This is a genomic window from Streptomyces albofaciens JCM 4342, assembly GCF_008634025.1.
GTDB lineage: Bacteria > Actinomycetota > Actinomycetes > Streptomycetales > Streptomycetaceae > Streptomyces > Streptomyces albofaciens.
In genome coordinates, this window is record NZ_PDCM01000002.1 from 3947501 (window position 1) to 3973386 (window position 25886).

A 25886-nucleotide genomic window follows, 5' to 3' on the forward strand; every position below is an offset into this window, starting at 1 on the left:
ACGGACGGACCTTCGTGGTGCCGAAGGCGACGCGTCCGGTGGTGGGCGTGCGGGTGCGGGATCTCCAGGATCCGACTTCGGCGATGGGCACGTCGCACGCCCGCGGGGCGGGGGTCGTCCATCTGCTCGACGAGGCGGAAGCGGTGCGCGAGAAGGTCATGGGTGCGGTGGCGGATGCCGGGCCGGACCTCGTGTACGACCCGGCCGGGCGGCCCGGGACGGCGAACCTCCTGGACGTACTGGCGGCGTGCGGTGGGGGCGATCCGGAGAAGCTGGCGGGTGCGTACGACTCGTACGGCGCGCTCAAGAAGGACACGGCCGAGGCGGTGGTGGAGCTGTTGCGGCCGGTGCGGGAGCGGCACGCGGAGCTGGTGGCGGACCCGGGGTACGTGGATTCCGTCCTGCGGGACGGGGCCGGGCGGGCGCGGGAGATGGCGCGGCCGCGGGTGGACGCGGCGTATCGGGGGGTGGGGTTGCTGCCGGTGGGGTGAGCCCGGGTCCCGGTGGGGTGGAGGCCGGCCTTGGGCGTACTGCGCGTAGTAGGCGCAAGGCCGGTTCCCGGGCGTACGGAGTGGGTCAGCCGTTGCCGGAGGCGAGTTCGCGGCTGCGGTCGCGGGCCGCTTCGAGGGCGGCGATCAGGGCGGCCCGTACGCCGTGGTTCTCCAGCTCGCGGATGGCGTTGATGGTGGTGCCGGCGGGCGATGTGACGTTCTCGCGGAGGGTGACCGGGTGCTCGCCGCTGTCCCGGAGCATGGTCGCCGCGCCGATCGCGGCCTGCACGATCAGGTCGTGGGCCTTGTCCCGCGGCAGGCCGAGCAGGATGCCGGCGTCGGTCATCGCCTCGACCAGGAAATAGAAGTACGCCGGGCCCGAGCCGGAGAGGGCGGTCGCGGCGTCCTGCTGGGACTCCGGGACCCGCAGCGTCTTGCCGACGGTGGCGAAGATCTCCTCGGCTCGGGTGAGGTGCGCGGCGGTGGCATGGGTGCCGGCCGAGATGACGGACATGGCCTCGTCGACGAGGGCGGGGGTGTTCGTCATGACGCGTACGACGGGGGTGGCCGCGGGCAGCCGCTCCTCGAAGAAGGCGGTCGGGATGCCGGCGGCGCCGCTGATGACGAGGCGGTCGGCCGGGACGTGCGGGGCCAGCTCGGTGAGGAGGGCGCCCATGTCCTGCGGCTTCACGGTCAGGATGAGGGTGTCCGCGGACTTGGCCGCCTCGGCGTTGGTCACGGGGGTGACGCCGTAGCGGGTACGGAGCTGGTCGGCGCGTTCGGGGCGGCGGGCGGTGACCATGAGGTCGGTGGGGGCCCAGCCGCCACGGATCATGCCGCTGAGGAGGGCTTCGCCGATTTTTCCGGTGCCTAGTACGGCGACCTTCTGGGTCATGTTGCGGTTCACCTCGCCGGTGGGGCTTCGGGGGTCTGGTGGCCGCGGGGCGGCCGGCCTTCTGTTGGTGCTCGGTCATCGTCGCATCGTGGGGGTTTGCTGGGCGGGGGTGTTCACGTTGTGGGCACGGTGGAGCGGGGGTGGGATTGAACGCCGTGATCGCCCGGCGGGCTCGTCCTCAAACGCCGGACGGGCTGGTTTTGGCTGGGATGGCCCCCAACCGCAGCGGGTTTTGGCTGGGGTGGTCCCCAAACCGCGGCTTGATCTGACTGAGGGCCCCCGAGCCGCAGCTTGATGTGGCCGGGATGATTCCCCCCCCCGGCGAATTCCGACCGGATGAGCCCGGGCGGTCCGTACCTCGTACGGACCGCCCTCACCCCGTACGCCGCCGCAACGTAGTCGTCCCCAAAGCCAGGATCGCGAATGTGCAGGCGGTGACGATGGTGATGTCGCGGAGGAATGTGGTGGTGATGGTGGGGTGGGTGAGGAGTTCGGTCATGCCGTCCACCGCGTAGGACATCGGGAGGATGTCCGAGAGGGTTTTGAGGGCCGGCTGCATCGTGTCGCGTGGGGTGAACAGGCCGCACAAAAGGAGCTGCGGCATCAGGATGGCGGGCATGAACTGGACGGCCTGGAATTCGGACGAGGCGAAGGCCGAGACGAAGAGGCCGAGGGCGGTGCCGAGGAGGGCGTCCAGGACGGCGACCAGGAGGAGCAGCCAGGGGGAACCGCTGACGTCCAGGTCCAGCAGCCATATCGACAGGGCGGTGGCGAGGGCGGACTGGACGACGGCGAGGGCGCCGAAGGCCAGGGCGTAGCCGCCGAGGAGGTCGGCCTTGCCGAGGGGCATGGCGAGGAGGCGTTCGAGGGTGCCCGAGGTGCGTTCGCGGAGGGTGGCGATGGAGGTCACCAGGAACATCGTGATCATCGGGAAGACGCCGAGCAGCGAGGCGCCGACGCTGTCGAACGTCCGGGGACGCGCGTCGAAGACGTAGCGCAGCAGGGCGATCATCACGCAGGGGACGATCAGCATCAGGGCGATGGTGCGCGGGTCGTGGCGCAGCTGGCGCAGCACGCGGGCGGCGGTGGCCAGGGCGCGGGCCCCGGAGAAGGGCGGCGCTGCCGTGGTCATGCGGGCGCTCCTCGGGTGGTCATGCCGGGCGGTCGTACGGGGTGGCCGTGTGGGGTGGTCATGCGGGCCGGTCCCCGGTGTGGGGCGGCCATGAGAGCCGGTCCTCGGTGTGGGGTGGTCATGCGGGCCGGTCCCCGGTGTGGGCGGTGGCGTGTTCGGCCGCGGTGGCCGCGTCGACCAGGTGGAGGAAGGCCGCCTCGACGGTGTCCGTACGGGTACGGGCCCGCAGCGCGTCGGGGGTGTCCTCGGCGAGGATGCGGCCCTCGCGCATCAGGAGGAGCCGGTCGCAGCGCTCGGCCTCGTCCATGACGTGGGAGGAGACCAGGAGCGTGGCGCCGCGTTCGGTGGCGAGGCGGTGGAAGAGCTGCCACAGGTCACGGCGGAGCACCGGGTCCAGGCCGACGGTGGGTTCGTCGAGGACGAGGAGTTCCGGCGTGCCGAGGAGGGCGACGGCGAGGGAGACGCGGCTGCGCTGGCCGCCGGAGAGGTTGCCGGCCAGGGCGTCGGCGTGCCGTGTCAGGGCGACGTCCTCGATGGCGCGGCGCACCTGCTCCCGGCGGGTGGCGCGGGCGGCCCGTCCCGGGTGCAGGACGGCGGCGAAGTAGTCGAGGTTCTGGCGGACGGTGAGGTCGCCGTATACGGACGGGGCCTGGGTGACGTAGCCGATGCGGGGGCGCAGACCGGCGTGCCCCGCGGGGCGGCCGAGTACGTCGAGGGTGCCGCCGACCTTGGCCTGGGTGCCGACGACGGCGCGCATCAGGGTGGTTTTGCCGCAGCCGGAGGGGCCGAGGAGCCCGGTGATCAGGCCGTGCGGGACGTCGAAGGCGAGGTCGTCCAGGACGGTGCGGCGGCCGCGTACGACGGTGAGGGCGCGGGCCCGGACGGCGGCGGGGGCGGTCGGGGCGGCGGAGGCCGTACCGGCCGGGGCACGACCGTAATTCATCATGTGTTGAATATTGCGCGGACGGCCCGGGGCGTCAAGGTGTCCGCGCGGCGGGCGCACTCCGGCGGGCGCCGTAGCGATCGGAATCGACCGCTCCTTATCGCTGACTCAGCGTTTACATGACGGTTACACAGCGACTCGCGCAAAGTCATGACCCCCTGGACAGAATGAAGTTGACCGCCCAACCATCCGTGCCGGAAGAGAGGGCTGACGCCATGCGCCGCGTGCTGCTGTTCGTCGTGGCAGCGCTGCTGGCGTTCCCGGTCGGTGGCGAGTGGGTGTACGGGCGGATGGCCGAGAGCCGGACCACGGTGACGGCCGGGGGCGCGGAGGCTGTCCGGGGCGGCGTACGGGCGGCTGTGGCGTCGTACGCGTACGAAGACGGCGGCCCGGCGGACCCGGAGGACCCGGCGGCCGAGCGCTGCCCGACCGGACGCGCCGCCCGCACCGCCCGCTCCACAGCCGGCGTACCGGTCTCCCGGCCCGGCGGCCGGACCAGGTGCACGAGCGACCCGACGGTTCCGCCCGCCGAGCGGCCGTCGCCGACCGCGCCGGTCACCGGCAACCGCGCCGTCCCCCTGACGAGGTCGGGCCAACTGCCCGTCAGTCACCACGCCTTCCGCTGCTGAGCGCACCCGCCGGCCGCCGGACACCGGCTCGCCAGGCACCCCACGGGCCGTCCCCCTGCCCGCACGCGCAGCACACAGTTCACGGACCGATCCGGACACCCGTCCCTTTCCCCGCACGGCGCACGTCCGCGCCGTGCGGTCCACCGCAACGCGCTGGAGGCAGCAGCATGCGAAAAATCATGGCCATACGCCCCGACTTCACCGCTTCCCTCGTCGTCTTCCTGGTCGCCGTGCCGCTGTGCGTCGGCGTGGCCGTCGCCTCCGGCGTCCCGGCCGAACTCGGACTCGTCACCGGCATCGTCGGCGGGCTGCTCACCGGCCTCCTGCCCGGCAGCAGCCTTCAGGTGAGCGGTCCGGCGGCCGGTCTGACCGTCCTCGTGTACGAGGCGGTGCGGGAGTTCGGGCTGAGCGCGCTGGGCGCGCTGGTGCTGGCGGCCGGGGTGCTGCAGCTCGTCATGGGGGCGCTGCGGCTGGGGCGGTGGTTCCGCGCGATCTCCGTGGCCGTCGTGCAGGGCATGCTCGCGGGCATCGGGCTGGTGCTGATCGCCGGTCAGCTGTACGCGCTCACCGACGCCGAGGCGCCCGGCAGCGGCCTGGCCAACCTCGGGGGCCTGCCGGAGCTGGCGGCCGACACGATCTGGTCGGACCAGGCGCTGACCGCGGCGGCGATCGGCGTCGGCACCATCGCCGTACTGGCACTGTGGCCGCGCTGGCGGCGGGCGGCCCGTGTCCTGCCCGCGCCGCTCGCGGCCGTGCTCCTGGCCACCGTCGCCGTCGCCGTGCTCCGGCTGCCGGTGGCGCGGGTGGAGGTCGCGGGGCTGCTGTCCGCCGTACAGCCGCCGGGCGGTGCGGACTTCGCCCGGCTGGCGGAGGTGGGCGCGGTCGGCACCGTGCTGGCCTTCGCGCTCATCGCGTCCGCCGAGTCGCTGTTCAGCGCGGCGGCCGTGGACCGGCTGCACGACGGGCCGCGTACGGACTACGACAAGGAGCTGATGGCGCAGGGGGCGGGCAACGCGGCGTGCGGGCTGCTCGGCGCGCTGCCGATGACCGCGGTCATCGTGCGCAGTTCCGCGAACGTGCGGGCAGGCGCGCGCACCAAGGCTTCGCGGGTGCTGCACGGCGTGTGGCTGCTGCTGTTCGCGGCGGCGTTCCCGGCGGCGCTGGGCGTCGTGCCGCTGGCTGCGCTGGCGGGGGTGCTCGTGCACGCGGGCTGGAAGCTCGTTCCCGTACGGGATTTCGTGCCGCTGTGGCGGGAGCACCGGGGCGAGGCCGTCGTGCTCGTGGGAACGGCGGTGGCGATCGTGGTGACCAACATGTTCGAGGGTGTCGTCATCGGGCTGCTGATGGCGGTCGCGAAGACCGCCTGGGAGACCTCGCACGCGCACCTGGAGGTGTCCGGGCTGGAGGACCGCGGGCCCGGGGCGGGGCCCATCCGTGTGCGCGCCCTGGGTAACGCCACGTTCCTGCGCCTACCCAGGCTGCTGGACCAGTTGGAGGCGCTGCCGCGCGATCGTGCCGTGGTGCTGGACCTCTCCGGGCTGCGCCATCTGGACCGTGCCTGCGCGGCGGCGCTCGGCAGCTGGGCGGAGCGGCGGCGGCCGGGGGACGGGCCGGAAACGGTGGACGCCGGAACCGGCACCGACATCCGAACATAAGGCATCCGGACATAAGGCATCCGGACATAAGCCATCGGACATAAGCCGTTCGGACATAAGCCGTTCGGACACAAGGCATCCGGACATAAGGCATCCGAAACACCAGCGCGGACAATCATCGTCAAGCGGAAGGGGGCGGCGTTGCGGGGCCAAAAAGCCTAAGGTCGGAGAGCTTGATCCATCGTCCGACGACCTGAGGAGCCCCGTGATCCGCCGGCCTCTCCGCTCCTGCGGTGCGACCGCAGCGCTCTCCGTCGCCCTGCTGCTGTCCTCCTGTACGAGCGCGTCCCGGCTGGACGGCACGGAGGGCGCGGGCAGCGTGCACGACCCGCTCTTCCCCGCCCTCGGCAACAGCGGGTACGACGTCGGCCACTACGGGCTCGACCTGGCCTACGACGTACGCGGCGGCACCCTCGACGCCACCGCCGAGATCGGCGCCACCGCACAGGCCGACCTCGCCTCCTTCAAGCTGGACCTCCAGGGGATGAAGGTGCGGGGCGTGCGGGTGGACGGCAAGGACGCCGAGTTCTCGCGCAAGGGCCACAAGCTGACCGTCCGGCCGCCGAAGACGGTGAAGAAGGGCGCCGCGTTCCGTACGACCGTCGAGTACGACGGCACGCCGGAGGAGATGACGGACGAGGACGGCGCCACCGAGGGCTGGGTGCGCACGGAGGACGGGGCGTTCGTGGCGGGCCAGCCGGCCGGGTCCATGACGTGGTTCCCCGGCAACAACCACCCGGGCGACAAGGCGGCGTACGACTTCCGGATCACCGTGCCGGACGGGTACACCGCCGTCGCCAACGGCGAGCTGCGCGGCCGGAAGTCCGCGAAGGGGCGGACGACCTTCGAGTGGCACAACGGCGAGCCGATGGCCTCCTACCTCGCCACCGCGACCATCGGGAAGTTCACCGTCAAGGAGTCGCGGACGAAGAGCGGGCTGCCCGTGTACACGGCGGTGGACCCGGCGGAGGCCAAGGAGAGCGCGGGGCCGCTGGAGCGGCTGGACGCGATCCTGGACTGGTCGGTGAAACGGTTCGGCCCGTATCCGTTCTCCAGCGCCGGGGCGATCGTCGACCACACGCCCGAACGGGTCGACTGGGGCGCGCTGGAGACCCAGACCAAGCCGGTCTACGCCGGGGCGCCGGACGAGGGCACGCTCGTGCACGAGACCGCGCACCAGTGGTTCGGCGATTCGGTGACGCCGAAGACCTGGCGGGACATCTGGCTCAATGAGGGGTTCGCGCAGTACGCGGAGTGGCTGTGGGAGGAGGACAAGGGCGGTCGTACGGCACAGCAGCAGTTCGACGCGCTGTACGAGACGGACGAGGACGACGAGAAGGTCTGGGGCTTCCCGCCCGGCGACCCCGGCGGCCCGGAGAACGTGACCGGCGACCCCGTCTACAAGCGCGGGGGCATGGTCCTCCAGCAGCTCCGCAAGGCCGTCGGCGACAAGGTCTTCTTCTCGATCCTGAAGGACTGGCCGGCGGAGCACCGGCACGGCAGCGCCGACACCCAGCAGTTCATCGACTTCTGCGCGGACCGTACGGACGTCGACCTGACGGACCTCTTCGACGACTGGCTGTACGGGGACGGGAAGCCGGACTGGGAGTACTGAGGTGGGCGGGGCGGCCTTACGGGAGGCAGCCCTACGGTGGCGGCCCTACGGGGCTCGGCCTTAGGGGGGACGGCCTTACGGGGGGACGGCCTTACGGGAGGGGCCGTCCGCCGGGCTGTCCGGCGGGCCGGAGCGTGACGGTCACATCGAGGGCGTACCGTTCCTCGACCGTTCCGTCGGGGAACACCCGGAGCAGTTCGGCGCGCTCGGCCGCCAGGATGGGCCGGGCGGCCTCGGGGCCGATCGCCGCGAAGTAGGAGCGGCTGCCGAGCATCCGGAGGTGGGTCTCCAGCGGCACCCGGCGGCTCCAGCTCAGCTCGCGCAGTACGGGTTCGAGGCCCAGGCCGAGGCCGGTGATCAGGCCCGGGGCCTCGGGGGCGACGCTGTGCGCGTGGTAGCCGGGCAGTGCGCGCTTGAGCCGGGCCTCCTGCTCCCCGACCCACTCCACGCGCGGGTCCGGCACGTTCCACCAGACGGCGAGCGCGCCACCGGGCCGCAGCACCCGCATCGCCTCGGGGACGGAGCGGGCCGGGTCGGTCCAGTGCCAGGACTGGGCGTACGTGACGAGGTCGAATCCCGCGTCGTCCGCGAACGGCAGGGCGTCGCCGAGGGCGCGGACGAGAGGCGTGCCGGGGCGTGCGGAGCGCAGTTCGCGGGCCATCGCGGCCCCCGGCTCCACCGCCGTGACACGGGCGCCGCGCGCCGCCAGCAGCCGGGTCGCGATGCCCGTACCGGCGCCCACGTCCAGGACCCGGGAGCCGGAGAGCGGGTGGCCGGTCAGTTCTTCGAGGGCGTCGAACAGGGCGGGCGGGTAGCCGGGGCGGGCGGCGGCGTACTGCGCGGCGACGGTGTCGAAGGACCGGGCCAGATCCGGGTGCGCCGGAGGGCGGGACGTCGGCTGAGGCATACGGGCATGGTGCCGGGCCGGGCGGAGCCATGGCCATGACCATGACCTGCCGCATTACCTGTGACGTAATCGACGGGGAGCCGGGCGGGCGGCAGCATCGCCCGCATGAACAGCACTGAAGCCCCGGAAACCACAGAAACCGGCGTCCCGGCGGGAACGATGAACACGGGAACGAAGAACGCGGCAACAGAGCACGCCGGAACGGAGCACGAGAGCGCCGCGACGCGCGCCGCCGTCGACGCCTATCTCGCCACGGTCGCCGACTCCGGAGCGACACCCGAGCGCATCGCCGCGCACTACGCGGAGCAGGTCGACTGGATGTGTGCCGACAACCCGGTGGTGCCGTGGCTGCGGCCGCGCGCGACGCGGGACGACGTCGCCGCGCACTGGCGTGAACTGCGCGAGCACACCGTGCCGGGCGCGGGCGGCGCGTCCGTCGACGCGCTCGTGGTCTCGGGGCCGGAGGCGGTGCTGACCGGACACCTGTGGGGGACGGTCCGGGCCACCGGCAAGGCCTTCCGGTCGCCGTTCGCGCTGCGTTTCACCGTGCGGGACGGGGCGATCGTGCGGCATCACGTCTACGAGGACAGCCTGGCCATCGCCGCGGCCTGCACTCCCGGGAGCTGAGCCGGGCGCGCACTGCCCTGGTCGCGGCCCACCCTGGCCCCGCCCTGGCCGCCCGCCGTCCCGGCCGCGCCGTCCCGGCCGCGACTAGCCGCGCTTCTTCTTCGTCTTCTTGGCCGCCGGGTTGCCCGTACGCGCTTTCTGGCGGCGCTCGTAACGCGCGCGTTCCTCCTCGTACTCGGCGCGCCGTACCTTCTCCCCCGGCGCCTCGACGAGGGCGCGGCAGAAGTAGGCGAGCAGCGAGCCGATGAAACCGATGAGCTGCAGGCTCTGCGCGGAGCGGTCGGCCGGGCGGTTGGCGGCCACCTCGGCGGCGGGGCGGGTCAGGCGCTCCCACGTACGGCGGAAGGCGACCGTGCTGCACACCGCGAAGCAGGCCACGACCAGGGCGTTCAGGAACGAGCCGACCTCGGCGATCTCCAGGCCCTGGAAGGCGAAGCGCAGCACCGCGGCGCCGGCGGCGGCGAGCACCAGGGAGCCCGCGGCGACCCCGGCCCGGCGCAGGCCGTAGCCGCCGTCGTGGTGCACCCAGGTCGTCCCGAAGAAGCGGATCGGGGCCGGCTCGGGGCCGGACCGGTCCGGGGCGGGCCGTGTGTCGTCGCTCATGGGGTCGATTATCCCTGGTGGACCGGGGTGCCCGGGGAGGCGGTGGGCCGGGCGGTCGCCGCCCGGCCCGGGCGCTCAGTTCGCGCAGTTCGGCGCCACGAAGCCGTCGCTGCCGGTGTGCACGTAGCTGTCCGAGACGTACTGGCCGGGCGCGATGCAGTCCCAGATGTCGGTGGTGCCGTACGGGCCGCTGACGCGCTGGCCGCGGCGCTGGCAGCGGATGGCGACCCGTGCGCCGTACGGGAGCTGCCGTACGAGGGAGGCGCCGGTGCTCGGGCCGCTGCGGACGTTGACACGGTGGCCGGGCGCGACCTGGTAGGTGGCCGCGGTCGCCGCCATCGCCTCGGCGGCCACGCCCTCGGCCTCGGTGACCGCCTCCGCCTCCGCGACCACCGCGGCCCCGTCCGCGCCGGTGCCGACGCCGCCGGTGCCGCCTGCCGTGCCGACGGTGTTCTCCTGTGTGCCGCTCATGCGTGCTCCCCCGTTGGATGCTCTGGTTCCGGTGTCGCGGACCGGGCCGCGGGCCGCGGCCGGTGCAACGCGCACGCTAGCAAGCCTCACCTGTCCCGTACGCACCATCGACTAGGCTCCGTGCGTCGCATCCGCGGCTCATGGACACGGGGGTGGAAGATGCCGCCGCTGCGCGGTTCCGAGGCGGACCCGGAAGCGGAACGTCCGCAGTACGCCGGCCGGTACCGCCTGGACGCGCGCCTGGGCTCCGGCGGGATGGGCGTGGTGCACCTGGCGCGGTCGTCGTCGGGGCTGCGCCTGGCGGTGAAGGTCGTGCACGCCGAGTTCGCCCAGGACCCCGAGTTCCGCGGCCGGTTCCGGCAGGAGGTGGCGGCGGCGCGGCGGGTGAGCGGCGCGTTCACCGCGCCGGTCGTGGACGCCGACCCGGACGCCGAGCGCCCCTGGATGGCCACCCTCTACATCCCCGGCCCGACCCTCGGCGAGCACGTCAAGCGCAACGGGCCGCTGGCGCCCGCCGAGGTGCGGCGGCTGGCCGCGGGCCTGGCCGAGGCGCTGCGCGACATCCACCGGGCGGGCGTGGTGCACCGCGACCTCAAGCCCGGCAACGTGCTGCTCGCCGCGGACGGCCCCAAGGTCATCGACTTCGGTATCTCGCGCCCCTCGGACAGCGAGATGCGCACCGAGACCGGCAAGCTCATCGGTACGCCGCCGTTCATGGCGCCCGAGCAGTTCCAGCGCCCGCGCGAGGTGGGCCCGGCGGCGGATGTCTTCGCGCTGGGGTCGGTGCTGGTGCACGCGGCGACCGGGCGGGGGCCGTTCGACTCGGAGAGTCCGTACATCGTCGCGTACCAGGTGGTGCACGACGAGGCGGATCTGACGGGTGTTCCGGAGGATCTGGCGCCGCTGATCCGCACGTGCCTGGCGAAGCGGCCGTCCGACCGGCCGACGCCGGACGTGCTGATGCGGATGCTGCACACCGAGGTGCCCACGGAGATCCACGACGATCTGGGCGTTCTGTTCGCGGACGCCGCCGCTCCGGAGGGCGTGCGCGTACCGGCTCAGCGGGAGTCCGTGGGCGGGGCCGCGCCGGAGTCCGTGGGCGGGGCCGCACAGGAGCCGGTACGGGTCGTCCCGGCGCCCGTGCCGTCCGCCGCGCCGGAGCGGGATGAGGCGACGCACGTACGGGGCCGGAAGCCGCCAGCGGAACCCGAAGCGCCGGAAGCGGAATCCGAAGCGGAGGCGGGGAAGACGGCGGACGCGGGGGCCGCGCAGCCGGTCGCCGCCGCCCCTCCGGAGGACGAGGACGCGGGCCGCGCCGGGCGTGGCGTCCGCCGCCGCTGGGCCGCCTGGGCCGCCGTGGCGGCGGTGCTGGCCGGTGCGGGGATCTTCGCGGGCGTGCGGATGCTGGGCCCCGACGACGAGCCGGCCCTCCAGACGCACACCACCGGCGGCACCGCCGCGGCCTTCCGCCCCTGGCACACTCCACTGGTCCAGCGGCCCGCCGGCCACCCGGCCGAGATGCCCTTCTGCGCGTACGGCGCCTCCGCCGACACCTCCGCCCTCTTCTGTGTCGAGCGGGGCCTGAAGGCCGCGCGGGTCGATCCGGGGAACGGCACCGTGACATGGCGCCGCGCGAGCGAGCCGGTGCGCGAGAGCGACACCCCGCCGAGCGCCCCGGTCCTCTCCGGCGGGCTGCTCTACGTACGGTCCCCCGACGGCAAGCGGCTGGAAGCGCTCGATCCGTCGCCCGGCGGGCGGGGCGCGACGCGCTGGAGCAAGGGGCTGGCCGGGTACGACCCCGAAGTCCGGTTCGTGGGCGGCGCGGTGCTGCTGACGTCGGCGGACGGCATGGTCACCGCCCTGGACAGCGCCACGCACCGGGAGCTGTGGCACCAGCGCTTCCCGGCGCAGCCGCTGGGGCAGTTCACCGCGTACGGGGACGGCCGTACCGCCTACGCGGCCACCGTCGCGGCCGACGGCGCCACCACCATGGTCACCGCGATCGACCCGGCGCACGGCACGGTCCGCTGGGAGCGGCGGCTGCCCGGCTCGCTCACCGTGGTGGGCTCGGGCGCGTCCGGCTCGGTGTACCTGACCGCCGCCGACCCGCTGATCGTCACCCGTACCGCGGCCGTCGTCCGCTACGACCCCGGTACGCACCGGGTACGGCGGCTGCCGCTGGCCGCCCCGGTGGACGACGCGGCGGCCGTGGTGCGCGGCGAGACGGCGTACGTGCTCGCGGCCGGCGGCACCCTCCAGGCGGTCGGCGACCGGCACTGGACCATGGAGACCTCGGTCAGCCGGGCCTCCGCGCCGGTGCTCGCCCCGCGGGGCGACCGGCTGTACTTCACCGGCGCCGACGGCCGGCTGCTGGCCGTGGACACCCGGCGCGGCGCGCTGCTCGGCCAGACGCCGCCCCGGCTGGCCACCGGACGCAGCGGCTACCTGGAGAAGCTGCCCGCGCCGCTGCCGGACCCGCGGCACGGCCGGATCTACGCGGCCGCGCCGGACGGCTCGGTGTTCGCCGCGGACGCGGAGAACCCCGCCCGCTGGTGAGGCGGACGGGGCTCCCGACGCGTCGTTACGCCGGTCAGCCCAGCTTCGTCACGTCGCGCACCGCGCCCTTGTCGGCGCTGGTGGCCATCGCCGCGTAGGCGCGCAGCGCCTGCGAGACCTTGCGCTCGCGCTGCTTCGGCGCGTACACCCCGCCGAGCGCCTCCCGGCGGGCCGTCAGCTCGGCCTCCGGGACGAGGAGTTCGATGGCGCGGTTCGGGATGTCGATACGGATCCGGTCGCCGTCCTCGACCAGGGCGATGGTGCCCCCGGAGGCCGCCTCGGGCGAGGCGTGGCCGATGGACAGGCCGGAGGTGCCGCCGGAGAACCGGCCGTCGGTGACCAGCGCGCACACCTTGCCCAGGCCGCGGCCCTTGAGGAAGGACGTCGGGTAGAGCATCTCCTGCATGCCGGGGCCGCCCTTGGGGCCCTCGTAGCGGATGACGACCACGTCACCCGGCCGGACCTGCTTGCCGAGGATCTTCTCGACGGCCTCCTCCTGCGACTCGCAGACCACGGCCGGGCCCTCGAACGTCCAGATCGACTCGTCGACGCCCGCGGTCTTCACCACGCAGCCGTCCTCGGCGAGGTTGCCCTTGAGGACCGCCAGGCCGCCGTCGGCGGAGTAGGCGTGGGCGAAGTCGCGGATGCAGCCGCCCTCGGCGTCCAGGTCGAGGCTGTCCCAGCGCTCGGACTGGGAGAAGGCGGTGGCGGAGCGCTTGCAGCCGGGGGCCGCGTGCCACAGCTCGACGGCCTCGGGGGACGGCGAGCCGCCGCGCACGTCCCAGGTCTTGAGCCAGTCGGCGAGCGAGGCGCTGTGCACGGTGTGCACGTCCTCGTTGAGCAGCCCGGCCCGGTACAGCTCGCCCAGGATGGCGGGGATGCCGCCGGCCCGGTGCACGTCCTCCATGTAGTACGTGCCGCCCGGCGCGACGTTCGGCGCGACCTTGGCCAGGCAGGGCACCCGGCGCGAGACCGCGTTGATGTCCTCCAGGCCGTAGTCGAGACCGGCCTCCTGGGCGGCGGCCAGCAGGTGCAGGATCGTGTTGGTGGAGCCGCCCATGGCGATGTCCAGGGCCATGGCGTTCTCGAAGGAGGCGCGGGAGCCGATGCTGCGGGGCAGCACGGTCGCGTCGTCCTGGTCGTAGTACCGCTTGGTGATCTCCACGACCGTACGGCCGGCGTTCTCGTACAGCGCCCGGCGGGCGGTGTGGGTGGCCAGCACCGTGCCGTTGCCGGGCAGCGACAGGCCGATGGCCTCGGTCAGGCAGTTCATCGAGTTGGCGGTGAACATGCCGGAACAGGAGCCGCAGGTCGGGCAGGCGTTGTCCTCGATACGGAGGATGTCCTCGTCCGAGACGTTCTCGTCGACCGCGTCGGCGATGGCGTTGACCAGGTCCAGCTTGCGGACCGTGCCGTCGACGAGGGTGGCGCGGCCGGCCTCCATGGGCCCGCCGGAGACGAAGACGGTGGGGATGTTCAGCCGCATCGCGGCCATCAGCATCCCCGGGGTGATCTTGTCGCAGTTGGAGATGCAGATCAGCGCGTCCGCGCAGTGCGCCTCGACCATGTACTCGACGGAGTCGGCGATCAGGTCGCGGGACGGCAGCGAGTAGAGCATGCCGCCGTGGCCCATGGCGATGCCGTCGTCCACCGCGATGGTGTTGAACTCGCGGGCGATGCCGCCGGCCTCCTTGATCGCCTCGCTGACGATCCGGCCGACCGGCTGGAGGTGGGTGTGGCCCGGCACGAACTCGGTGAAGCTGTTGGCCACCGCGATCACGGGCTTGCCGAAGTCCTCGCGCGCTACGCCCGACGCCTGCATGAGCGCGCGGGCGCCGGCCATGTTGCGGCCATGGGTGACGGTGCGGGACCTCAGCTCGGGCACGTGGATCCACTCCCTCGGGTGCGTGTACGTCTCTCGTACGCCCAGTGCGCGTACGTACGTGAATCAGTCGAGACTACGCCCCGGCTCCAAGATCTGGACAGTGAATCCGGCATGTGAGACGGATGACCGCTGTGCGGACAGTTCGCGCGCGGTGGGACCGTACGGTCAGGGGCCGGTCAGATGGGCCTGCACCACGGGGGCGACCCGGGCGATGATCCGTTCCGGGTCCGCCGACGCCAGCGGCTCCAGCTTGATCACGTACCGCAGCAGGGCCGTGCCGACCAGCTGCGCGGCCGCCAGCTCGGCCCGCAGGGCGGGGTCCGGGACGGTCAGCTCGCCGGCGATCCGGCGCAGCAGCTGGCGGGCGATGAGCTTGCGGAAGACCGCGGCGGCCACGTCGTTGGTCAGGGCGCTGCGCACGATCGCCAGCAGGGGTTCGCGGGTGATCGGGTTCTCCCAGACGCCGAAGACGAAGCGGGTCAGCCGCTCGCCCACACCGTCCAGGCCGCCGTCGAGCACGGCCTCGGGCGCGTTCAGGGCGGGCGCGAAGGACAGCTCGACCGCCGCCTCGAAGACCCGCTCCTTGGTGCCGTAGTAGTGGTGGACCAGGGCCGGGTCCACGTCCGCGGCCTTGGCGATGCCGCGGATCGAGGCCTTCTCGTAGCCGCGCGCGGCGAACTCGGCGCGGGCCGCCGCCAGGATGCGCTCACGCGCCCCGGGGCCGTCCACGGAGTCCGTACGGGAAGGGCGGCCGCGCCGCCGGGTCCCCCCGGTCCCGGCCGGGACGCCCGTCACGACCCCGGCACCCACGTCGGCGACGCCAGGTGGAGCCGCGTGAAGGCCAGCGCCTCCGCGAGATCGGCCTCGCGCTCGGCGCCGGACATCGCCCGCCGGGTGTTGACCTCGACCACGATGTGCCCGCCGAAGCCGGTGGCGGCCAGCCGCTCCAGCAGCTCGGCGCAGGGCTGCGAGCCGCGCCCCGGCACCAGGTGCTCGTCCTTATTGGAGCCGTTGCCGTCGGCGAGGTGGATGTGCGCCAGGCGCTCGCCCATCCGGTCGACCATGTGCAGCGCGTCGCTGCGGGAGGTGGCGGTGTGCGACAGGTCGACGGTGAAGTGCCGGTAGTCGTCCTTGGTCGGGTCCCAGTCCGGCGCGTACGCCAGCATCTCGCGGTCCCGGTAGCGCCACGGGTACATGTTCTCGACGGCGAATCTGACGTCCGTCTCGCTCTCCATCCGCCACACTCCGCGGACGAACTCGCGGGCGTAACTGCGCTGCCACCGGAAGGGCGGATGGACGACCACCGTCGACGCGCCGAGCTTCTCCGCGGCGTTGCGAGCGCGCTGCAGCTTCACCCAGGGGTCCGTGGACCACACCCGCTGCGTGATCAGCAGGCACGGCGCGTGCACGGCCAGGATCGGCACCCCGTGGTAGTCGGAGAGCCGGCGCAGCGCCTCGATGTCCTGGCTGACCGGGTCGGTCCACACCATGACCTCGACGCCGTCGTAGCCCAGGCGCGCGGCGATCTCGAAGGCCGTCGCCGTCGACTCCGGATACACCGAGGCCGTGGACAGGGCGACCTTCGCATCCGGGATGCGCACCACTGGCTCCGTCACGAGGGACAGGGTACGGGCCGCCGCCCCCGGGCGGGGGCCGCGCCCCTACGCCGGAGGCAGGTGGTCCAGATGGCGCAGGATCACGCCTTCGCGCAGCGCCCACGGGCAGATCTCCAGCGTGCGCACGCCGAACAGGTCCATCGCGCCCTCCGCCACCAGCGCCCCGGCCACCAGCTGGCGCGAGCGTCCCTCGGAGACGCCGGGCAGCTTGGCGCGCTCCGCGCCGGTCATCGCGGCCAGCTTCGGCACCCACTCCTCCAGCGCCTTGCGGTCCAGCTCACGCTGGGCGTAGAGGCCCTCGGCGGACCGGGCGGCGCCGGCGATGCGGGCCAGCTGCTTGAAGGTCTTGGAGGTGCCGACGACGTGGTCGGGCGTACCGAAGCGCGTGAAATCGCTCACCACCCGTCCGATTTCGGCCCGTACGCGCTTGCGCAGCGCCCGTATGTCCTCCGGCTCCGGCGGGTCGCCCGGCAGGTCGGCCGCGGTCAGCCGGCCCGCGCCGAGCGGCAGCGAGACCGCCGCGTCCGGCTCCTCGTCCAGCCCGTACGCGATCTCCAGCGAGCCGCCGCCGATGTCCAGCACCAGCAGCCGCCCCGCCGACCAGCCGAACCAGCGGCGGGCCGCGAGGAACGTCAGCCGGGCCTCGTCCTCACCGGACAGCACCCGCAGCCGTACGCCGGTCTCCCGCTCGACCCGGCCCAGTACGTCCTCCCCGTTGGCCGCCTCGCGGACCGCGGAGGTGGCGAACGGCAGCACGTCCTCGACGCCCTTGTCCTCCGCGACCTGCACCGCCGAGCGGACCGTGGCCACCAGCCGCTCCACGCCCGCCTCACCGACCGTGCCGTCCTCGTCGAGGAGTTCGGCCAGCCGCAGCTCCGCCTTGTGGGAGTAGGCGGGCAGCGGGCGCGCGCCCGGGTGCGCGTCCATCACCAGCAGATGAACCGTGTTCGAACCCACATCGAGGACACCGAGTCTCATACGTTGAACCTACTGCGCGTGGCCGGGAACCGACGGCGGGGCCCCGGCCCCGGGAGGGCCGATCCGCGTACCGGCCGTCTTACGCTGGAGCAGTGGCTAAGACGAACAAGGCGAAGCAGAACAAAGCCCTGAAGAAAGCGGAAAAGCAGCGCGCGGCACTGGAGGCGCAAGGGGCTCGGGCCGACGAGGTCGGCGGTCTGGACTTCGCCCGCGCCTGGGTCACCTTCCCCGACCCCGCCGACGACGAGCAGGTCTTCCGCTGTGACCTGACCTGGCTCACCTCCCGCTGGACGTGCATCTTCGGCAGCGGCTGCAAGGGCATCGAGGCGGGGCGCGCGGACGACGGGTGCTGCACGCTCGGCGCGCACTTCTCGGACGAGGAGGACGAGCAGCGGGTCGCGGAGCACGTGGCGCGGCTCACACCCGACCTGTGGCAGTTCCACGATGTCGGCACCTCCACCGGCTGGACCCAGGAGGACGAGGACGGCGACCGCCAGACCCGGCGCTGGAAGGGCTCGTGCATCTTCCAGAACCGCCCCGGATTCCCGGCCGGCGCCGGCTGCTCGCTGCACATCCTCGCGCTGCGCGAGGGCCGCGAGCCGCTGGAGACCAAGCCGGACGTGTGCTGGCAGCTGCCGGTCCGGCGCACCTACGACTGGATCGACCGCCCCGACGACACCCGCGTCCTCCAGGTCACCATCGGCGAGTACGACCGCCGCGGCTGGGGCCCCGGCGGCCACGACCTGCACTGGTGGTGCACGTCGGCGACCTCGGCACACGGCGCCGGCGAGCCGGTGTACGTGTCCTACGGGCCGGAGCTCACCGAGCTGATGGGCAAGGAGGGCTACGACCGGCTCGTGGAACTCTGCGAGGAGCGCCTGGCGGCGACCCTGCCGATGGCGCCGCATCCGGCGGATCCGAAGTAACGGGCGCGTGGGGGCCGGACCCGGGGTGTACGCGCCGGTCTTTTGATCAGCCCGTCGATCGACGATCAGCCCGCCGGCCCGGCCGTACCGGACGGTGACGGGCTCGGTCCCGTCGTCGGCTCCCCCGCCGTGGGCGCCGGCGTCGGTGCGGAACTGGGTGTGGGCGACGCGGTCGGGTGGTGCGTCGGGTCCGGCGCCGGTGAGGCCGGCCTCGGGCCGGGGTGGTGTCCGGGGCCGGGCTCCGGGGGGTGCCCGCCGGGCCCCGGCCGGTGGTCGCCGCCCGCGCCCCACCCCTCCAGCGTCACCGTCGTGCCGCCGGGCGCGAGCGTGATCCGCGCGTTCCAGTAGCCGTCCGGTTCGCGGCCGTGGTCCACGGTCACCACGAGCGTGCCGGACTCTCCGGGGACGAGCACCCCGGCCGTGCCGCTCAGCCGCAGCCACGGCGCGCCCGACCGCGCCGTCCAGTGCACCGGCTCGCCGCCGGACGCGGTGAGCGTGATGACCGTACCGGCGCCGCTCGGCCGGGCCGTGACGGTCAGCCGTCCGGGGCCGGTGCGGGAGCGGTCCGGCTCGCCGGGGCGCAGCGGCATCCCGTCAGCACCGACGACCTGCACCGACACGGCGGGCAGACCGCTCGCGGCGGGCGGCCCGGCGGAGGTCCGCGCGCTGCCCGCGTTCTCGTACGGGGCGCCGTCGAGCGCGCCGGAGCCGTCCGCCTCGCCGGCCGTCACCGCCGGTCCCTCCCCCTCTCCGGTCGACGGCGCGCCCCGGTAGGCGGCCCACAGGGCGAGCACCGGCGCCACCAGCACGGTGGCGAGCACGGTCGTGGTCACGGCCCGGGTCCGCGCCCGGCGGCGGGTCGCCGGATCCTTGGGGCGGACGGGGAAGCCACGCCGGTCGTAGCGAGGAGAACCGTTTACGCCCGCGGAGCGGCCCGTGCGCCCCGAGCGCGGCGGGACGCCCGCGCCCGCCACGCCCTCGGCACGCCCCGAACGCGAGCCGCGCGCCGCCGCCATGGCCGTGCACACGGCCGTACGGGGAGCGGTGACCATCGGCAGCGCGCCGTGGCCGAGGGGCGCGGTGCCCGGCCAGGGGCCGTGCGCGGTGGCCCGCTCGGCCGTACGGCGGCACTCGGCACAGTCGTCCACGTGCCGGACCAGCTCCCGGCGCAGCGCGCCCCCCAGCAGCATCTGGTGGTCGCCGGCGAGCTGGGCGACGTCCGGGCAGCGGCCGAACTCGACGACGGCGAGCGCGGCGCGGGTGCGCTCGACCTCGCAGGAGGCGGCCGCCAGGAGGGTGCGGGTGGCGGTGAGGTCGCCGCCGAGGACGGCGGCGACCTCTTCCGTGGACAGGCGGTGGCGTACCGACAGCTCCAGCGCCTCGCGCTGCTCGGGGGTCGTGCCGGCGGCCTCCGGCCAGGCCAGGGAGGCCAGTTCGCGGCGGCGGCGCGCCGCGTCGGGGGTGCCGCCGGGAGCGGCCGGGGCTCCGAAGGCGGCGGACGCGCCCATGCCGAAGGTGGTGACGCCTTGGTTCGTGGCGGGGGCCGTACCGGCCCCGGCGGGCGGGGCCGCCGGTTCCGCGGGAACTCCGGTACCGTGGTCCGTTCCGCCGTCCGGGGCCCGGTCCGAGAGCCGCCGCAGGCAGGCCCACCGGGCCAGCGCGTACAGCCAGGAGCGGTAGAGGGCGGCGTCGGGGGGCCGCCGGCCGTGGTGCCGCTCGGCGACGGCGAGCACCTCGCCGAGGACGGCGGTGGCCGCGTCGTGCTCGCACAGGACGGACAGGCAGTAGGTGAACAGGCCGTCCAGGTGGGGTGCGTAGCGCTCGGGGAGGCTCGGCACGACGCGGCGGCCGTCGTCGTGCGCCTGATGTGCGCCGGTGGCGTGCGTGGGGTGATCGGACCTGCTGCTCATCACCCGGCGACGGTAGGCGGGGGATGCGGGGCCTATCGCGCCGCATGGCCTCTTTTAATCCGTACGGGTGGTCTTCTCCCTCGAAAGGGGACCCAAGGCCCTGGTTTCCCACTCGACGACCGTGTGCACATCCCGTACCGGCCGCCCGCACGCGCCCCACCGGCCCCCGCCCGTTCACCTCGAAACTGATCGGCGGCCGCCCGCCCGCGTTGTCACACCCCACGGCTACGGTGAACCCCATGGCGACTCGTAAATCCTCGGCCAAGGAGCGGCCCTCGTACCGCTGCACCGAATGCGGCTGGACCACCGCGAAGTGGCTCGGCCGCTGCCCGGAGTGCCAGGCGTGGGGCACGGTCGAGGAGTTCGGCGGCGCCCCCGCCGTCCGGACGACCGCGCCCGGCCGCGTCACGACGGCCGCGCTGCCCATCGGCCAGGTGGACGGCCGCCAGGCCACCGCCCGCTCCACGGGCGTGGACGAGCTGGACCGGGTGCTCGGCGGCGGCCTGGTCCCCGGCGCCGTGGTGCTGCTCGCCGGCGAGCCCGGCGTCGGCAAGTCCACCCTGCTGCTGGACGTGGCCGCCAAGGCCGCGAGCGACGACCATCGCACGCTGTATGTGACGGGCGAGGAGTCCGCGAGCCAGGTGCGGCTGCGCGCCGACCGCATCGGCGCCATCGACGACCACCTCTACCTCGCCGCCGAGACCGACCTGTCCGCCGTCCTGGGCCACCTGGACTCGGTCAAGCCGTCCCTGCTGATCGTGGACTCCGTCCAGACCGTCGCCTCCCCCGAGATCGACGGCGCGCCCGGCGGCATGGCGCAGGTCCGCGAGGTGGCCGGCGCCCTGATCCGCGCGTCCAAGGAGCGCGGCATGGCCACCCTGCTGGTCGGCCACGTCACCAAGGACGGCGCCATCGCGGGCCCCCGCCTCCTGGAGCACCTGGTCGATGTCGTACTGAATTTCGAAGGGGACCGGCACGCCCGCCTGCGCCTGGTGCGCGGTGTGAAGAACCGCTACGGCACCACCGACGAGGTCGGCTGCTTCGAGCTGCACGACGAGGGCATCACCGGCCTCGCCGACCCGTCCGGCCTCTTCCTCACCCGCCGCGACGAGCCCGTGCCCGGCACGTGCCTCACGGTCACCCTGGAGGGCCGCCGCCCGCTGGTCGCCGAGGTGCAGGCGCTGACCGTCGACACCCAGATCCCGTCCCCCCGCCGCACCACCTCCGGCCTGGAGACCTCCCGCGTCTCGATGATGCTGGCCGTGCTGGAGCAGCGCGGGCGCATCGCCGCCCTGGGCAAGCGCGACATCTACAGCGCCACGGTCGGCGGTGTGAAGCTGACCGAGCCGGCCGCGGACCTCGCCGTGGCGCTCGCGCTGGCCAGCGCCGCCAGCGACACCCCGCTGCCGAAGAACCTGGTCGCGATCGGCGAGGTGGGCCTGGCGGGCGAGGTCCGGCGGGTGACGGGCGTGCAGCGCCGACTGGCCGAAGCGGCCCGCCTCGGCTTCACCCACGCCCTGGTCCCGGCCGACCCGGGCAGGATCCCGGCGGGCATGCGGGTGCTGGAGGTGGCCGATGTGGGCGAGGCGCTGCGCGTGCTGCCCAGGCGCCCGCGCCGCGAGGCGCCGCGCGAGAAGGCCTCCGCCGGGAAGTCCCCGGCCGGGCAGGCGGGTCCGGGTGGTGACGCCCCTGCCTCGTGAGGCGGTGCCCGCCGCGCGGGCGGCAGCCCGTCCCCGGGCGGACGGCGGGCTTTTACAGACAGCCTCTAGCCTGGGCGCCGGTAGACTTTGCCCCGGTCTCGCCTGTCAATGAAGTCATGCCGTCGGCCCACGCAGCCCGTGAGCTGCGTGACCAAGGCATCTGCCGGGCGGCCTGCGGCACCGACAGACCTTGCGACGGAGGAGTGCAGTGGCAGCCAACGACCGGGCATCGTCGTCTGGTGGCAGGTCCGGTTGGGGGCCGCCCACCCGGAGGTCGGGCGACGGCGGCGGTACGGACGGCCTGATGCGGGCCTCGCTGAGCGCCGTCGCGCCCGGTACGGCGCTGCGCGACGGCCTGGAGCGCATTCTGCGCGGCAACACCGGCGGTCTGATCGTCCTGGGCTTCGACAAGACCGTCGAGTCGATGTGCACCGGCGGCTTCGTGCTGGACGTGGAGTTCTCCGCGACCCGGCTGCGCGAGCTGTGCAAGCTGGACGGCGCCCTGGTCCTGGACAAGGACATCACCAAGATCCTGCGGGCCGGTGTGCAGCTGGTCCCGGACGCCTCCATCCCCACCGAGGAGACCGGCACCCGCCACCGCACCGCCCAGCGCGTCTCGATACAGGCCGGTTTCCCGGTCGTCTCGGTCAGCCAGTCGATGCGCCTGATCGCGCTGTACGTGGACGGTGAGCGCCGCGTCCTGGAGGAGTCGGCGGCCATCCTCTCCCGCGCCAACCAGGCCCTGGCCACCCTGGAGCGCTACAAGCTCCGCCTGGACGAGGTCGCCGGCACGCTGTCCGCGCTGGAGATCGAGGACCTGGTCACGGTCCGGGACGTCACCGCGGTCGCGCAGCGCCTGGAGATGGTGCGCCGCATCGCGACCGAGATCGCCGAGTACGTGGTCGAGCTGGGCACCGACGGCCGGCTGCTCTCCCTCCAGCTGGACGAGCTGATCGCGGGCGTCGAGCCGGAGCGCGAGCTGGTCGCCCGCGACTACGTCCCCGAGCCGACGGCCAAGCGCTCCCGTACGGTGCCCGAGGCACTGTCCGAGCTGGACGCGCTCAGCCACGCCGAGCTGCTGGAACTGCCCATCGTGGCACGCGCCCTGGGCTACAGCGGCTCGCCCGAGACGCTGGACTCGGCGGTCTCGCCGCGCGGCTTCCGGCTGCTGGCGAAGGTGCCGCGGCTGCCGGGCGCCGTCATCGACCGGCTGGTCGACCACTTCGGCGGCCTCCAGAAGCTGCTCGCGGCCAGCGTGGACGACCTCCAGGCGGTGGACGGGGTCGGCGAGGCCCGCGCCCGGTCCGTCCGGGAAGGCCTGTCCCGGCTGGCGGAGTCGTCGATCCTCGAACGGTACGTGTAAGGCTCCCGGCCCTCGGACCGTACGCGCGGCCCGAAACGGCGTACACGCGCGGGCGTCCACCCCGCGTTCGGGCACCCGTGCCACATGTGGGCGCCCGTGCCACGTGCGGGCACCCGTGCCACGTGCGGGCACCCGTGCCACGTGCGGGCACCCGTGCCACGTGCAGGCGTCCAATGCCGGGTGCGGGCGTCCGTACGCCCGCACGCCGCCGACCGCTCACCTCACCCGCGCAGGAACGCCTCCTCCTTCTCCGGCGCCAGCCCGATCGGCTGCCGGGGCCGCGTCGGGGGCGGCCCGTCCAGCTTCCGGAGCCACTCCCAGGTGTCGGCCACCGTCCGGGCCACCGGCCGGCAGCGCAGCCCGGCCCCGTGCGCCTTGGCCGGGTTGCCGCGGTGGATGGCGTCGTACAGCTCGCCCGGCGGCAGCCAGACGGGCAGTTCCGTCCAGGGGGTCAGGCCCGCCGCCAGGATCTCTTCCGGCCCGCTCCAGCGCAGTTCCGCGTCCGACCCGGTGACCTCCACACACGCCTCCAGCAGCTCGCCCATCGTGGCGTGCCCGGGCTCGCTGATGAGGTTGTACGGGCCGGACAGCCCGGTCTCGGCGGCGTGCAGGACCCACTCGGCCAGGTCGCGGACGTCGATGTACTGAAGGCCCAGGTCCCGCGGGCCCGGCGCGAGCACCGGGCCGCCGCGGGCGATGCGCGTCAGCCACCAGGGGAGCCGGCCGATGTTCTCCCACGGGCCGAGGATCAGTCCGGCGCGCGCCAGTACCGTACGGTCCTCGCCGAAGGCCGCCAGCGCGGCCAGTTCCCCGCCGCGCTTGTCCTCCGCGTACGCCACCGCGTCGGCGTCCGGGGAGCCCTCCACCAGCGGGCTGGCCTCGGTGTGCCCGGGTCCGGCCGGGTGCCGGTACACCGAGCCGGTGGACACGTACACATACCGCCCGGCCCGGTCCGCCAGCAGCCGGGCCGCGTCGCGCACCGCGGTCGGCGCCCAGGCCCAGGTGTCCACGACGACGTCCCAGGTGCCGTCGGCGAGCGCGGCGAGGGTGGCCGCGTCGGTGCGGTCGCCGTGCACGACGGCCGTTCCCGGGACCGGTGCGTGCTGCCCCCGGTGGAAGACCGTGACCTGCCAGCCGCGGGCCAGCGCGGCCTCGGTGACCGCGCGCCCCACGAACTCCGTTCCGCCCAGCATCAAAAGCTTCATGACACCGACTGTGCCGGATCATGGCGGGGCGGGGCCATGGATGCACGCTCTCGGCGCAATCGCCGTCGGCGCGGGGGGCGTTGTCCGGCCACGTTCGAACGCCCGTCTTCGGGGTGGCGGTTCAGTCCTTGGCCAGTACGAACGACGTCCGTACCGCGGCCAGCCCGCCCACCTTGGCCTCGACCCGGTACTCACCGGGCCCGACCGGATCGGCCTGCGGTGTCGCGCACTCCGAGGTGCTGGGCCTGCGGTCCCACTCCACGGTCCGGGTGACCGAGCCGCCCGCCGGCACCTGTACGGGCGCGCTGCCGCCGCTGCCGGGCGGGCAGTCGCCGGAGGACCAGACCCGCTCGTCCTCGGAGGTCCCGGTTATGGTCAGCGCCGCGTAACCGCGGCCGAGGTCGACCTTGCAGGCGCTGTCGGCCGTGTTCTCGACGGTGACCTCGAACTTGGGCTTCTCGCCGGGCCCATAGGTGTCCTTCAGGCTGCGCAGCTTCAACTTGGTGTCGTCCTGCGCGCAGTTCGGGAGCGCGGAGCCGGCCGGTACGGTGACGGCGCCGCCGCCCTCTCCTATGGGACCGCCGCCGGAGCCCGAGGTGCCGCCGCTGCCGCCCGTGCCACCGCCGGAACCGGCGGCACCGCCGCCCGAGTCGCCGGCGCCGCCGGAGCCCGGTCCGGACCCGCCGCTGCCACCGCCCGACTCGTCGCGGCCGCCCGGCTTTTGGCTGATCCCGGAATCCGTGGCGTTCGGACCCGGTGTGATGGACGTGGCGGGCCCCGGCGCACCCTGGCCCTTGCCCTCGCCGCCGGTCTTCCCGTCGTCGCCGCTCCAGTTGAGGGCCCACACCACCAACAGGACGAGCAGGGCGAGGATGGCCAGCGCAACGGCCCTCCGCCGCCAGTAGATGGAGGAGGGAAGCGGCCCGATCGGATTGCGCAGAGATCCCACGCGGAAACTCTACGAGAGATCAGCTGTCACACCGGCCAGTACCCGCCGCACGAAGCTGCAACTTTTCAGATCATCGGCACGGAAGCGGGGTGCGGCGGCGTCCCCGGCCATGATCCCTTCGTGCTCGCCGGCCGCCCGCACCCCTCGCCGGCCACCCACTTTCGTCGGGGGGACCCCTTGACGTTCGCCAGATGCGGCTTTGACGTAACAGTCCGTACCGTATGCGTTCATGTACAGCACCGATCTCTATCGCGTCGTCACCGACTTCGCGCACGACACCCCTGGCTGGATTCATTCGCTGGCCGCCGGCGGCACGGAAGGCGGCATCCTGCTGCTCATGGCTCTGGCCGTGTTCGGCTGGTGGCGGTCCAGGAAGGGCGAGGAGCGGCTGGTCGCGCTGGCGATCCTGGTACCGATCGGCACGGCCGTCGCCTATCTGGTGAGTGAGATCGTCAAGAGCCTGGTGGACGAGGAGCGGCCCTGCCGGGCCGTGGCCGGCGCCGCCACGTCCATCGTCCAGTGCCCGCCCCAGGGCGACTGGTCCTTCCCCAGCAACCACTCGACGATCGCGGCGGCACTGGCCGTCGGCATCGTGTTCGCCTGGCGCGCGGCGGCCTGGCTGGTGCTGCCGATCGCGCTGCTGACCGGCTTCTCCCGGGTGTTCGTCGGCGTCCACTACCCGCACGACGTGGTGGCCGGTCTGGCCCTCGGCACCCTGACCGCCACGCTGTGCGTGACGCTGTTCGCCGGGCCGCTGACCTCGCTGGTCGTCCGGCTGGGGGCGGGGCGCTGGAAGATATTGGTGCGGGCGTAGCCCGCTGTCCGGCCGC

At 73.8% G+C, this 25886-nt stretch carries 23 protein-coding genes (1 of these 23 cut by a window edge); 10 read left to right on the forward strand and 13 right to left on the reverse strand.

The features are described from left to right. On the forward strand, window positions 1–491 hold the final stretch of the coding sequence (gene trpS, locus CP973_RS37220; protein ID WP_150248842.1) for a tryptophan--tRNA ligase. It extends 508 nt beyond the left edge of the window; 491 of the gene's 999 nt are visible here — the last part of the coding sequence; its start codon lies beyond the left edge, outside the window; it ends in the stop codon at window positions 489–491. Between the two features lie 85 nt (window positions 492–576). On the opposite strand, the gene proC is transcribed toward trpS, so the two are convergent. From proC to CP973_RS37235, 3 genes are all read right to left on the reverse strand, one after another. Next, on the reverse strand, window positions 577–1386 hold the full coding sequence (proC, locus tag CP973_RS37225; RefSeq protein WP_150248844.1) for a pyrroline-5-carboxylate reductase: 810 nt from the start codon (window positions 1384–1386) through the stop codon (window positions 577–579). 373 nt (window positions 1387–1759) lie between these two features. After that, window positions 1760–2518: an ABC transporter permease gene (locus CP973_RS37230; RefSeq protein WP_150248847.1), complete on the reverse strand. Its 759-nt coding sequence runs from the start codon at window positions 2516–2518 to the stop codon at window positions 1760–1762. Window positions 2519–2636: 118 nt separating this feature from the next. Next, window positions 2637–3464, reverse strand: a complete 828-nt coding sequence (locus CP973_RS37235; RefSeq protein WP_150248850.1) for an ABC transporter ATP-binding protein — start codon at window positions 3462–3464, stop codon at window positions 2637–2639. 212 nt (window positions 3465–3676) lie between these two features. On the opposite strand from CP973_RS37235, the gene CP973_RS37240 reads away from it, so the two are divergent. From CP973_RS37240 to CP973_RS37250, 3 genes are all read left to right on the forward strand, one after another. Next, complete coding sequence (locus tag CP973_RS37240; protein WP_150248853.1) at window positions 3677–4090, forward strand: hypothetical protein; 414 nt, start codon at window positions 3677–3679, stop codon at window positions 4088–4090. A gap of 167 nt (window positions 4091–4257) precedes the next feature. Beyond that, the gene (locus CP973_RS37245; RefSeq protein ID WP_150248856.1) at window positions 4258–5745 is read left to right on the forward strand and encodes a SulP family inorganic anion transporter; all 1488 of its coding nucleotides are present in this window, start codon (window positions 4258–4260) and stop codon (window positions 5743–5745) included. A gap of 205 nt (window positions 5746–5950) precedes the next feature. Then, a complete protein-coding gene (locus CP973_RS37250; protein ID WP_150248859.1) occupies window positions 5951–7360 on the forward strand; it encodes a M1 family metallopeptidase in 1410 nt (469 codons plus the stop codon). A gap of 91 nt (window positions 7361–7451) precedes the next feature. On the opposite strand, the gene CP973_RS37255 is transcribed toward CP973_RS37250, so the two are convergent. Continuing rightward, window positions 7452–8267 (reverse strand): class I SAM-dependent methyltransferase, encoded by an 816-nt coding sequence (locus CP973_RS37255; RefSeq protein ID WP_150248863.1) that lies wholly within the window; start codon window positions 8265–8267, stop codon window positions 7452–7454. Window positions 8268–8372: 105 nt separating this feature from the next. Here CP973_RS37255 and CP973_RS37260 point away from each other — a divergent pair, with 105 nt between their 5' ends. Next, on the forward strand, window positions 8373–8894 hold the full coding sequence (locus tag CP973_RS37260; RefSeq protein ID WP_425282059.1) for a nuclear transport factor 2 family protein: 522 nt from the start codon (window positions 8373–8375) through the stop codon (window positions 8892–8894). Window positions 8895–8978: 84 nt separating this feature from the next. Here CP973_RS37260 and CP973_RS37265 read toward each other — a convergent pair whose 3' ends face one another. Together CP973_RS37265 and CP973_RS37270 are read right to left on the reverse strand one after the other, a co-directional pair. Further along, complete coding sequence (locus tag CP973_RS37265; protein ID WP_150248866.1) at window positions 8979–9497, reverse strand: hypothetical protein; 519 nt, start codon at window positions 9495–9497, stop codon at window positions 8979–8981. Window positions 9498–9572: 75 nt separating this feature from the next. Beyond that, complete coding sequence (locus CP973_RS37270) at window positions 9573–9968, reverse strand: SH3 domain-containing protein (protein ID WP_208853373.1); 396 nt, start codon at window positions 9966–9968, stop codon at window positions 9573–9575. A gap of 159 nt (window positions 9969–10127) precedes the next feature. Here CP973_RS37270 and CP973_RS37275 point away from each other — a divergent pair, with 159 nt between their 5' ends. Then, window positions 10128–12524, forward strand: a complete 2397-nt coding sequence (locus tag CP973_RS37275; protein ID WP_150248869.1) for a protein kinase domain-containing protein — start codon at window positions 10128–10130, stop codon at window positions 12522–12524. Window positions 12525–12558: 34 nt separating this feature from the next. Here the strand turns inward: CP973_RS37275 and ilvD are convergent, their stop codons facing one another. From ilvD to CP973_RS37295, 4 genes are all read right to left on the reverse strand, one after another. Continuing rightward, window positions 12559–14409 carry a dihydroxy-acid dehydratase gene (ilvD, locus tag CP973_RS37280; RefSeq protein WP_150248872.1) on the reverse strand — a complete coding sequence of 617 codons (1851 nt, stop codon included), beginning with the start codon at window positions 14407–14409 and terminating at the stop codon, window positions 12559–12561. 165 nt (window positions 14410–14574) lie between these two features. Then, complete coding sequence (locus CP973_RS37285; RefSeq protein ID WP_150250809.1) at window positions 14575–15204, reverse strand: TetR/AcrR family transcriptional regulator; 630 nt, start codon at window positions 15202–15204, stop codon at window positions 14575–14577. Continuing rightward, a complete protein-coding gene (locus CP973_RS37290) occupies window positions 15201–16013 on the reverse strand; it encodes a sugar phosphate isomerase/epimerase family protein (protein ID WP_150250806.1) in 813 nt (270 codons plus the stop codon). Before CP973_RS37290 ends, CP973_RS37285 begins: the two co-directional genes overlap by 4 nt. Before the next feature lie 57 nt (window positions 16014–16070). Next, the gene (locus CP973_RS37295) at window positions 16071–17003 is read right to left on the reverse strand and encodes a Ppx/GppA family phosphatase (RefSeq protein ID WP_150248875.1); all 933 of its coding nucleotides are present in this window, start codon (window positions 17001–17003) and stop codon (window positions 16071–16073) included. A gap of 92 nt (window positions 17004–17095) precedes the next feature. Here CP973_RS37295 and CP973_RS37300 point away from each other — a divergent pair, with 92 nt between their 5' ends. Beyond that, window positions 17096–17929, forward strand: coding sequence for a DUF3109 family protein (locus tag CP973_RS37300; protein WP_150248878.1), 834 nt, complete (start codon window positions 17096–17098; stop codon window positions 17927–17929). A 65-nt stretch (window positions 17930–17994) separates the two neighbouring features. Here the strand turns inward: CP973_RS37300 and CP973_RS37305 are convergent, their stop codons facing one another. Then, window positions 17995–19839: a sigma-70 family RNA polymerase sigma factor gene (locus CP973_RS37305; RefSeq protein WP_150248881.1), complete on the reverse strand. Its 1845-nt coding sequence runs from the start codon at window positions 19837–19839 to the stop codon at window positions 17995–17997. Window positions 19840–20078: 239 nt separating this feature from the next. Here CP973_RS37305 and radA point away from each other — a divergent pair, with 239 nt between their 5' ends. Both radA and disA read left to right on the forward strand, forming a co-directional pair. Continuing rightward, window positions 20079–21539 (forward strand): DNA repair protein RadA, encoded by a 1461-nt coding sequence (radA, locus tag CP973_RS37310; RefSeq protein WP_150248884.1) that lies wholly within the window; start codon window positions 20079–20081, stop codon window positions 21537–21539. 208 nt (window positions 21540–21747) lie between these two features. Further along, window positions 21748–22902 carry a DNA integrity scanning diadenylate cyclase DisA gene (gene disA / locus CP973_RS37315; protein WP_425282060.1) on the forward strand — a complete coding sequence of 385 codons (1155 nt, stop codon included), beginning with the start codon at window positions 21748–21750 and terminating at the stop codon, window positions 22900–22902. A 221-nt stretch (window positions 22903–23123) separates the two neighbouring features. Here the strand turns inward: disA and CP973_RS37320 are convergent, their stop codons facing one another. Next, window positions 23124–24107: an NAD-dependent epimerase/dehydratase family protein gene (locus tag CP973_RS37320; RefSeq protein WP_150248889.1), complete on the reverse strand. Its 984-nt coding sequence runs from the start codon at window positions 24105–24107 to the stop codon at window positions 23124–23126. Window positions 24108–24228: 121 nt separating this feature from the next. After that, the gene (locus CP973_RS37325; RefSeq protein WP_150248891.1) at window positions 24229–25056 is read right to left on the reverse strand and encodes a hypothetical protein; all 828 of its coding nucleotides are present in this window, start codon (window positions 25054–25056) and stop codon (window positions 24229–24231) included. Window positions 25057–25285: 229 nt separating this feature from the next. On the opposite strand from CP973_RS37325, the gene CP973_RS37330 reads away from it, so the two are divergent. Beyond that, a complete protein-coding gene (locus CP973_RS37330; RefSeq protein ID WP_150248894.1) occupies window positions 25286–25870 on the forward strand; it encodes a phosphatase PAP2 family protein in 585 nt (194 codons plus the stop codon). Window positions 25871–25886: the final 16 nt, after the last annotated feature.

What these genes read in the sequence shown, in the direction of transcription:
- CP973_RS37240 (WP_150248853.1), top strand. Translation starts at nt 3,677, where the DNA reads ATGCGCCGCGTGCTGCTGTTCGTCGTGGCAGCGCTGCTGGCGTTCCCG.
- CP973_RS37305 (WP_150248881.1), bottom strand. Translation starts at nt 19,839, where the DNA reads ATGAGCAGCAGGTCCGATCACCCCACGCACGCCACCGGCGCACATCAG.
- CP973_RS37265 (WP_150248866.1), bottom strand. Translation starts at nt 9,497, where the DNA reads ATGAGCGACGACACACGGCCCGCCCCGGACCGGTCCGGCCCCGAGCCG.
- CP973_RS37330 (WP_150248894.1), top strand. Translation starts at nt 25,286, where the DNA reads ATGTACAGCACCGATCTCTATCGCGTCGTCACCGACTTCGCGCACGAC.
- CP973_RS37245 (WP_150248856.1), top strand. Translation starts at nt 4,258, where the DNA reads ATGCGAAAAATCATGGCCATACGCCCCGACTTCACCGCTTCCCTCGTC.
- CP973_RS37295 (WP_150248875.1), bottom strand. Translation starts at nt 17,003, where the DNA reads ATGAGACTCGGTGTCCTCGATGTGGGTTCGAACACGGTTCATCTGCTG.
- CP973_RS37255 (WP_150248863.1), bottom strand. Translation starts at nt 8,267, where the DNA reads ATGCCTCAGCCGACGTCCCGCCCTCCGGCGCACCCGGATCTGGCCCGG.
- proC (WP_150248844.1), bottom strand. Translation starts at nt 1,386, where the DNA reads ATGACCCAGAAGGTCGCCGTACTAGGCACCGGAAAAATCGGCGAAGCC.
- CP973_RS37270 (WP_208853373.1), bottom strand. Translation starts at nt 9,968, where the DNA reads ATGAGCGGCACACAGGAGAACACCGTCGGCACGGCAGGCGGCACCGGC.
- CP973_RS37275 (WP_150248869.1), top strand. Translation starts at nt 10,128, where the DNA reads ATGCCGCCGCTGCGCGGTTCCGAGGCGGACCCGGAAGCGGAACGTCCG.
- CP973_RS37320 (WP_150248889.1), bottom strand. Translation starts at nt 24,107, where the DNA reads ATGAAGCTTTTGATGCTGGGCGGAACGGAGTTCGTGGGGCGCGCGGTC.
- CP973_RS37235 (WP_150248850.1), bottom strand. Translation starts at nt 3,464, where the DNA reads ATGATGAATTACGGTCGTGCCCCGGCCGGTACGGCCTCCGCCGCCCCG.
- CP973_RS37260 (WP_425282059.1), top strand. Translation starts at nt 8,373, where the DNA reads ATGAACAGCACTGAAGCCCCGGAAACCACAGAAACCGGCGTCCCGGCG.
- CP973_RS37230 (WP_150248847.1), bottom strand. Translation starts at nt 2,518, where the DNA reads ATGACCACGGCAGCGCCGCCCTTCTCCGGGGCCCGCGCCCTGGCCACC.
- radA (WP_150248884.1), top strand. Translation starts at nt 20,079, where the DNA reads ATGGCGACTCGTAAATCCTCGGCCAAGGAGCGGCCCTCGTACCGCTGC.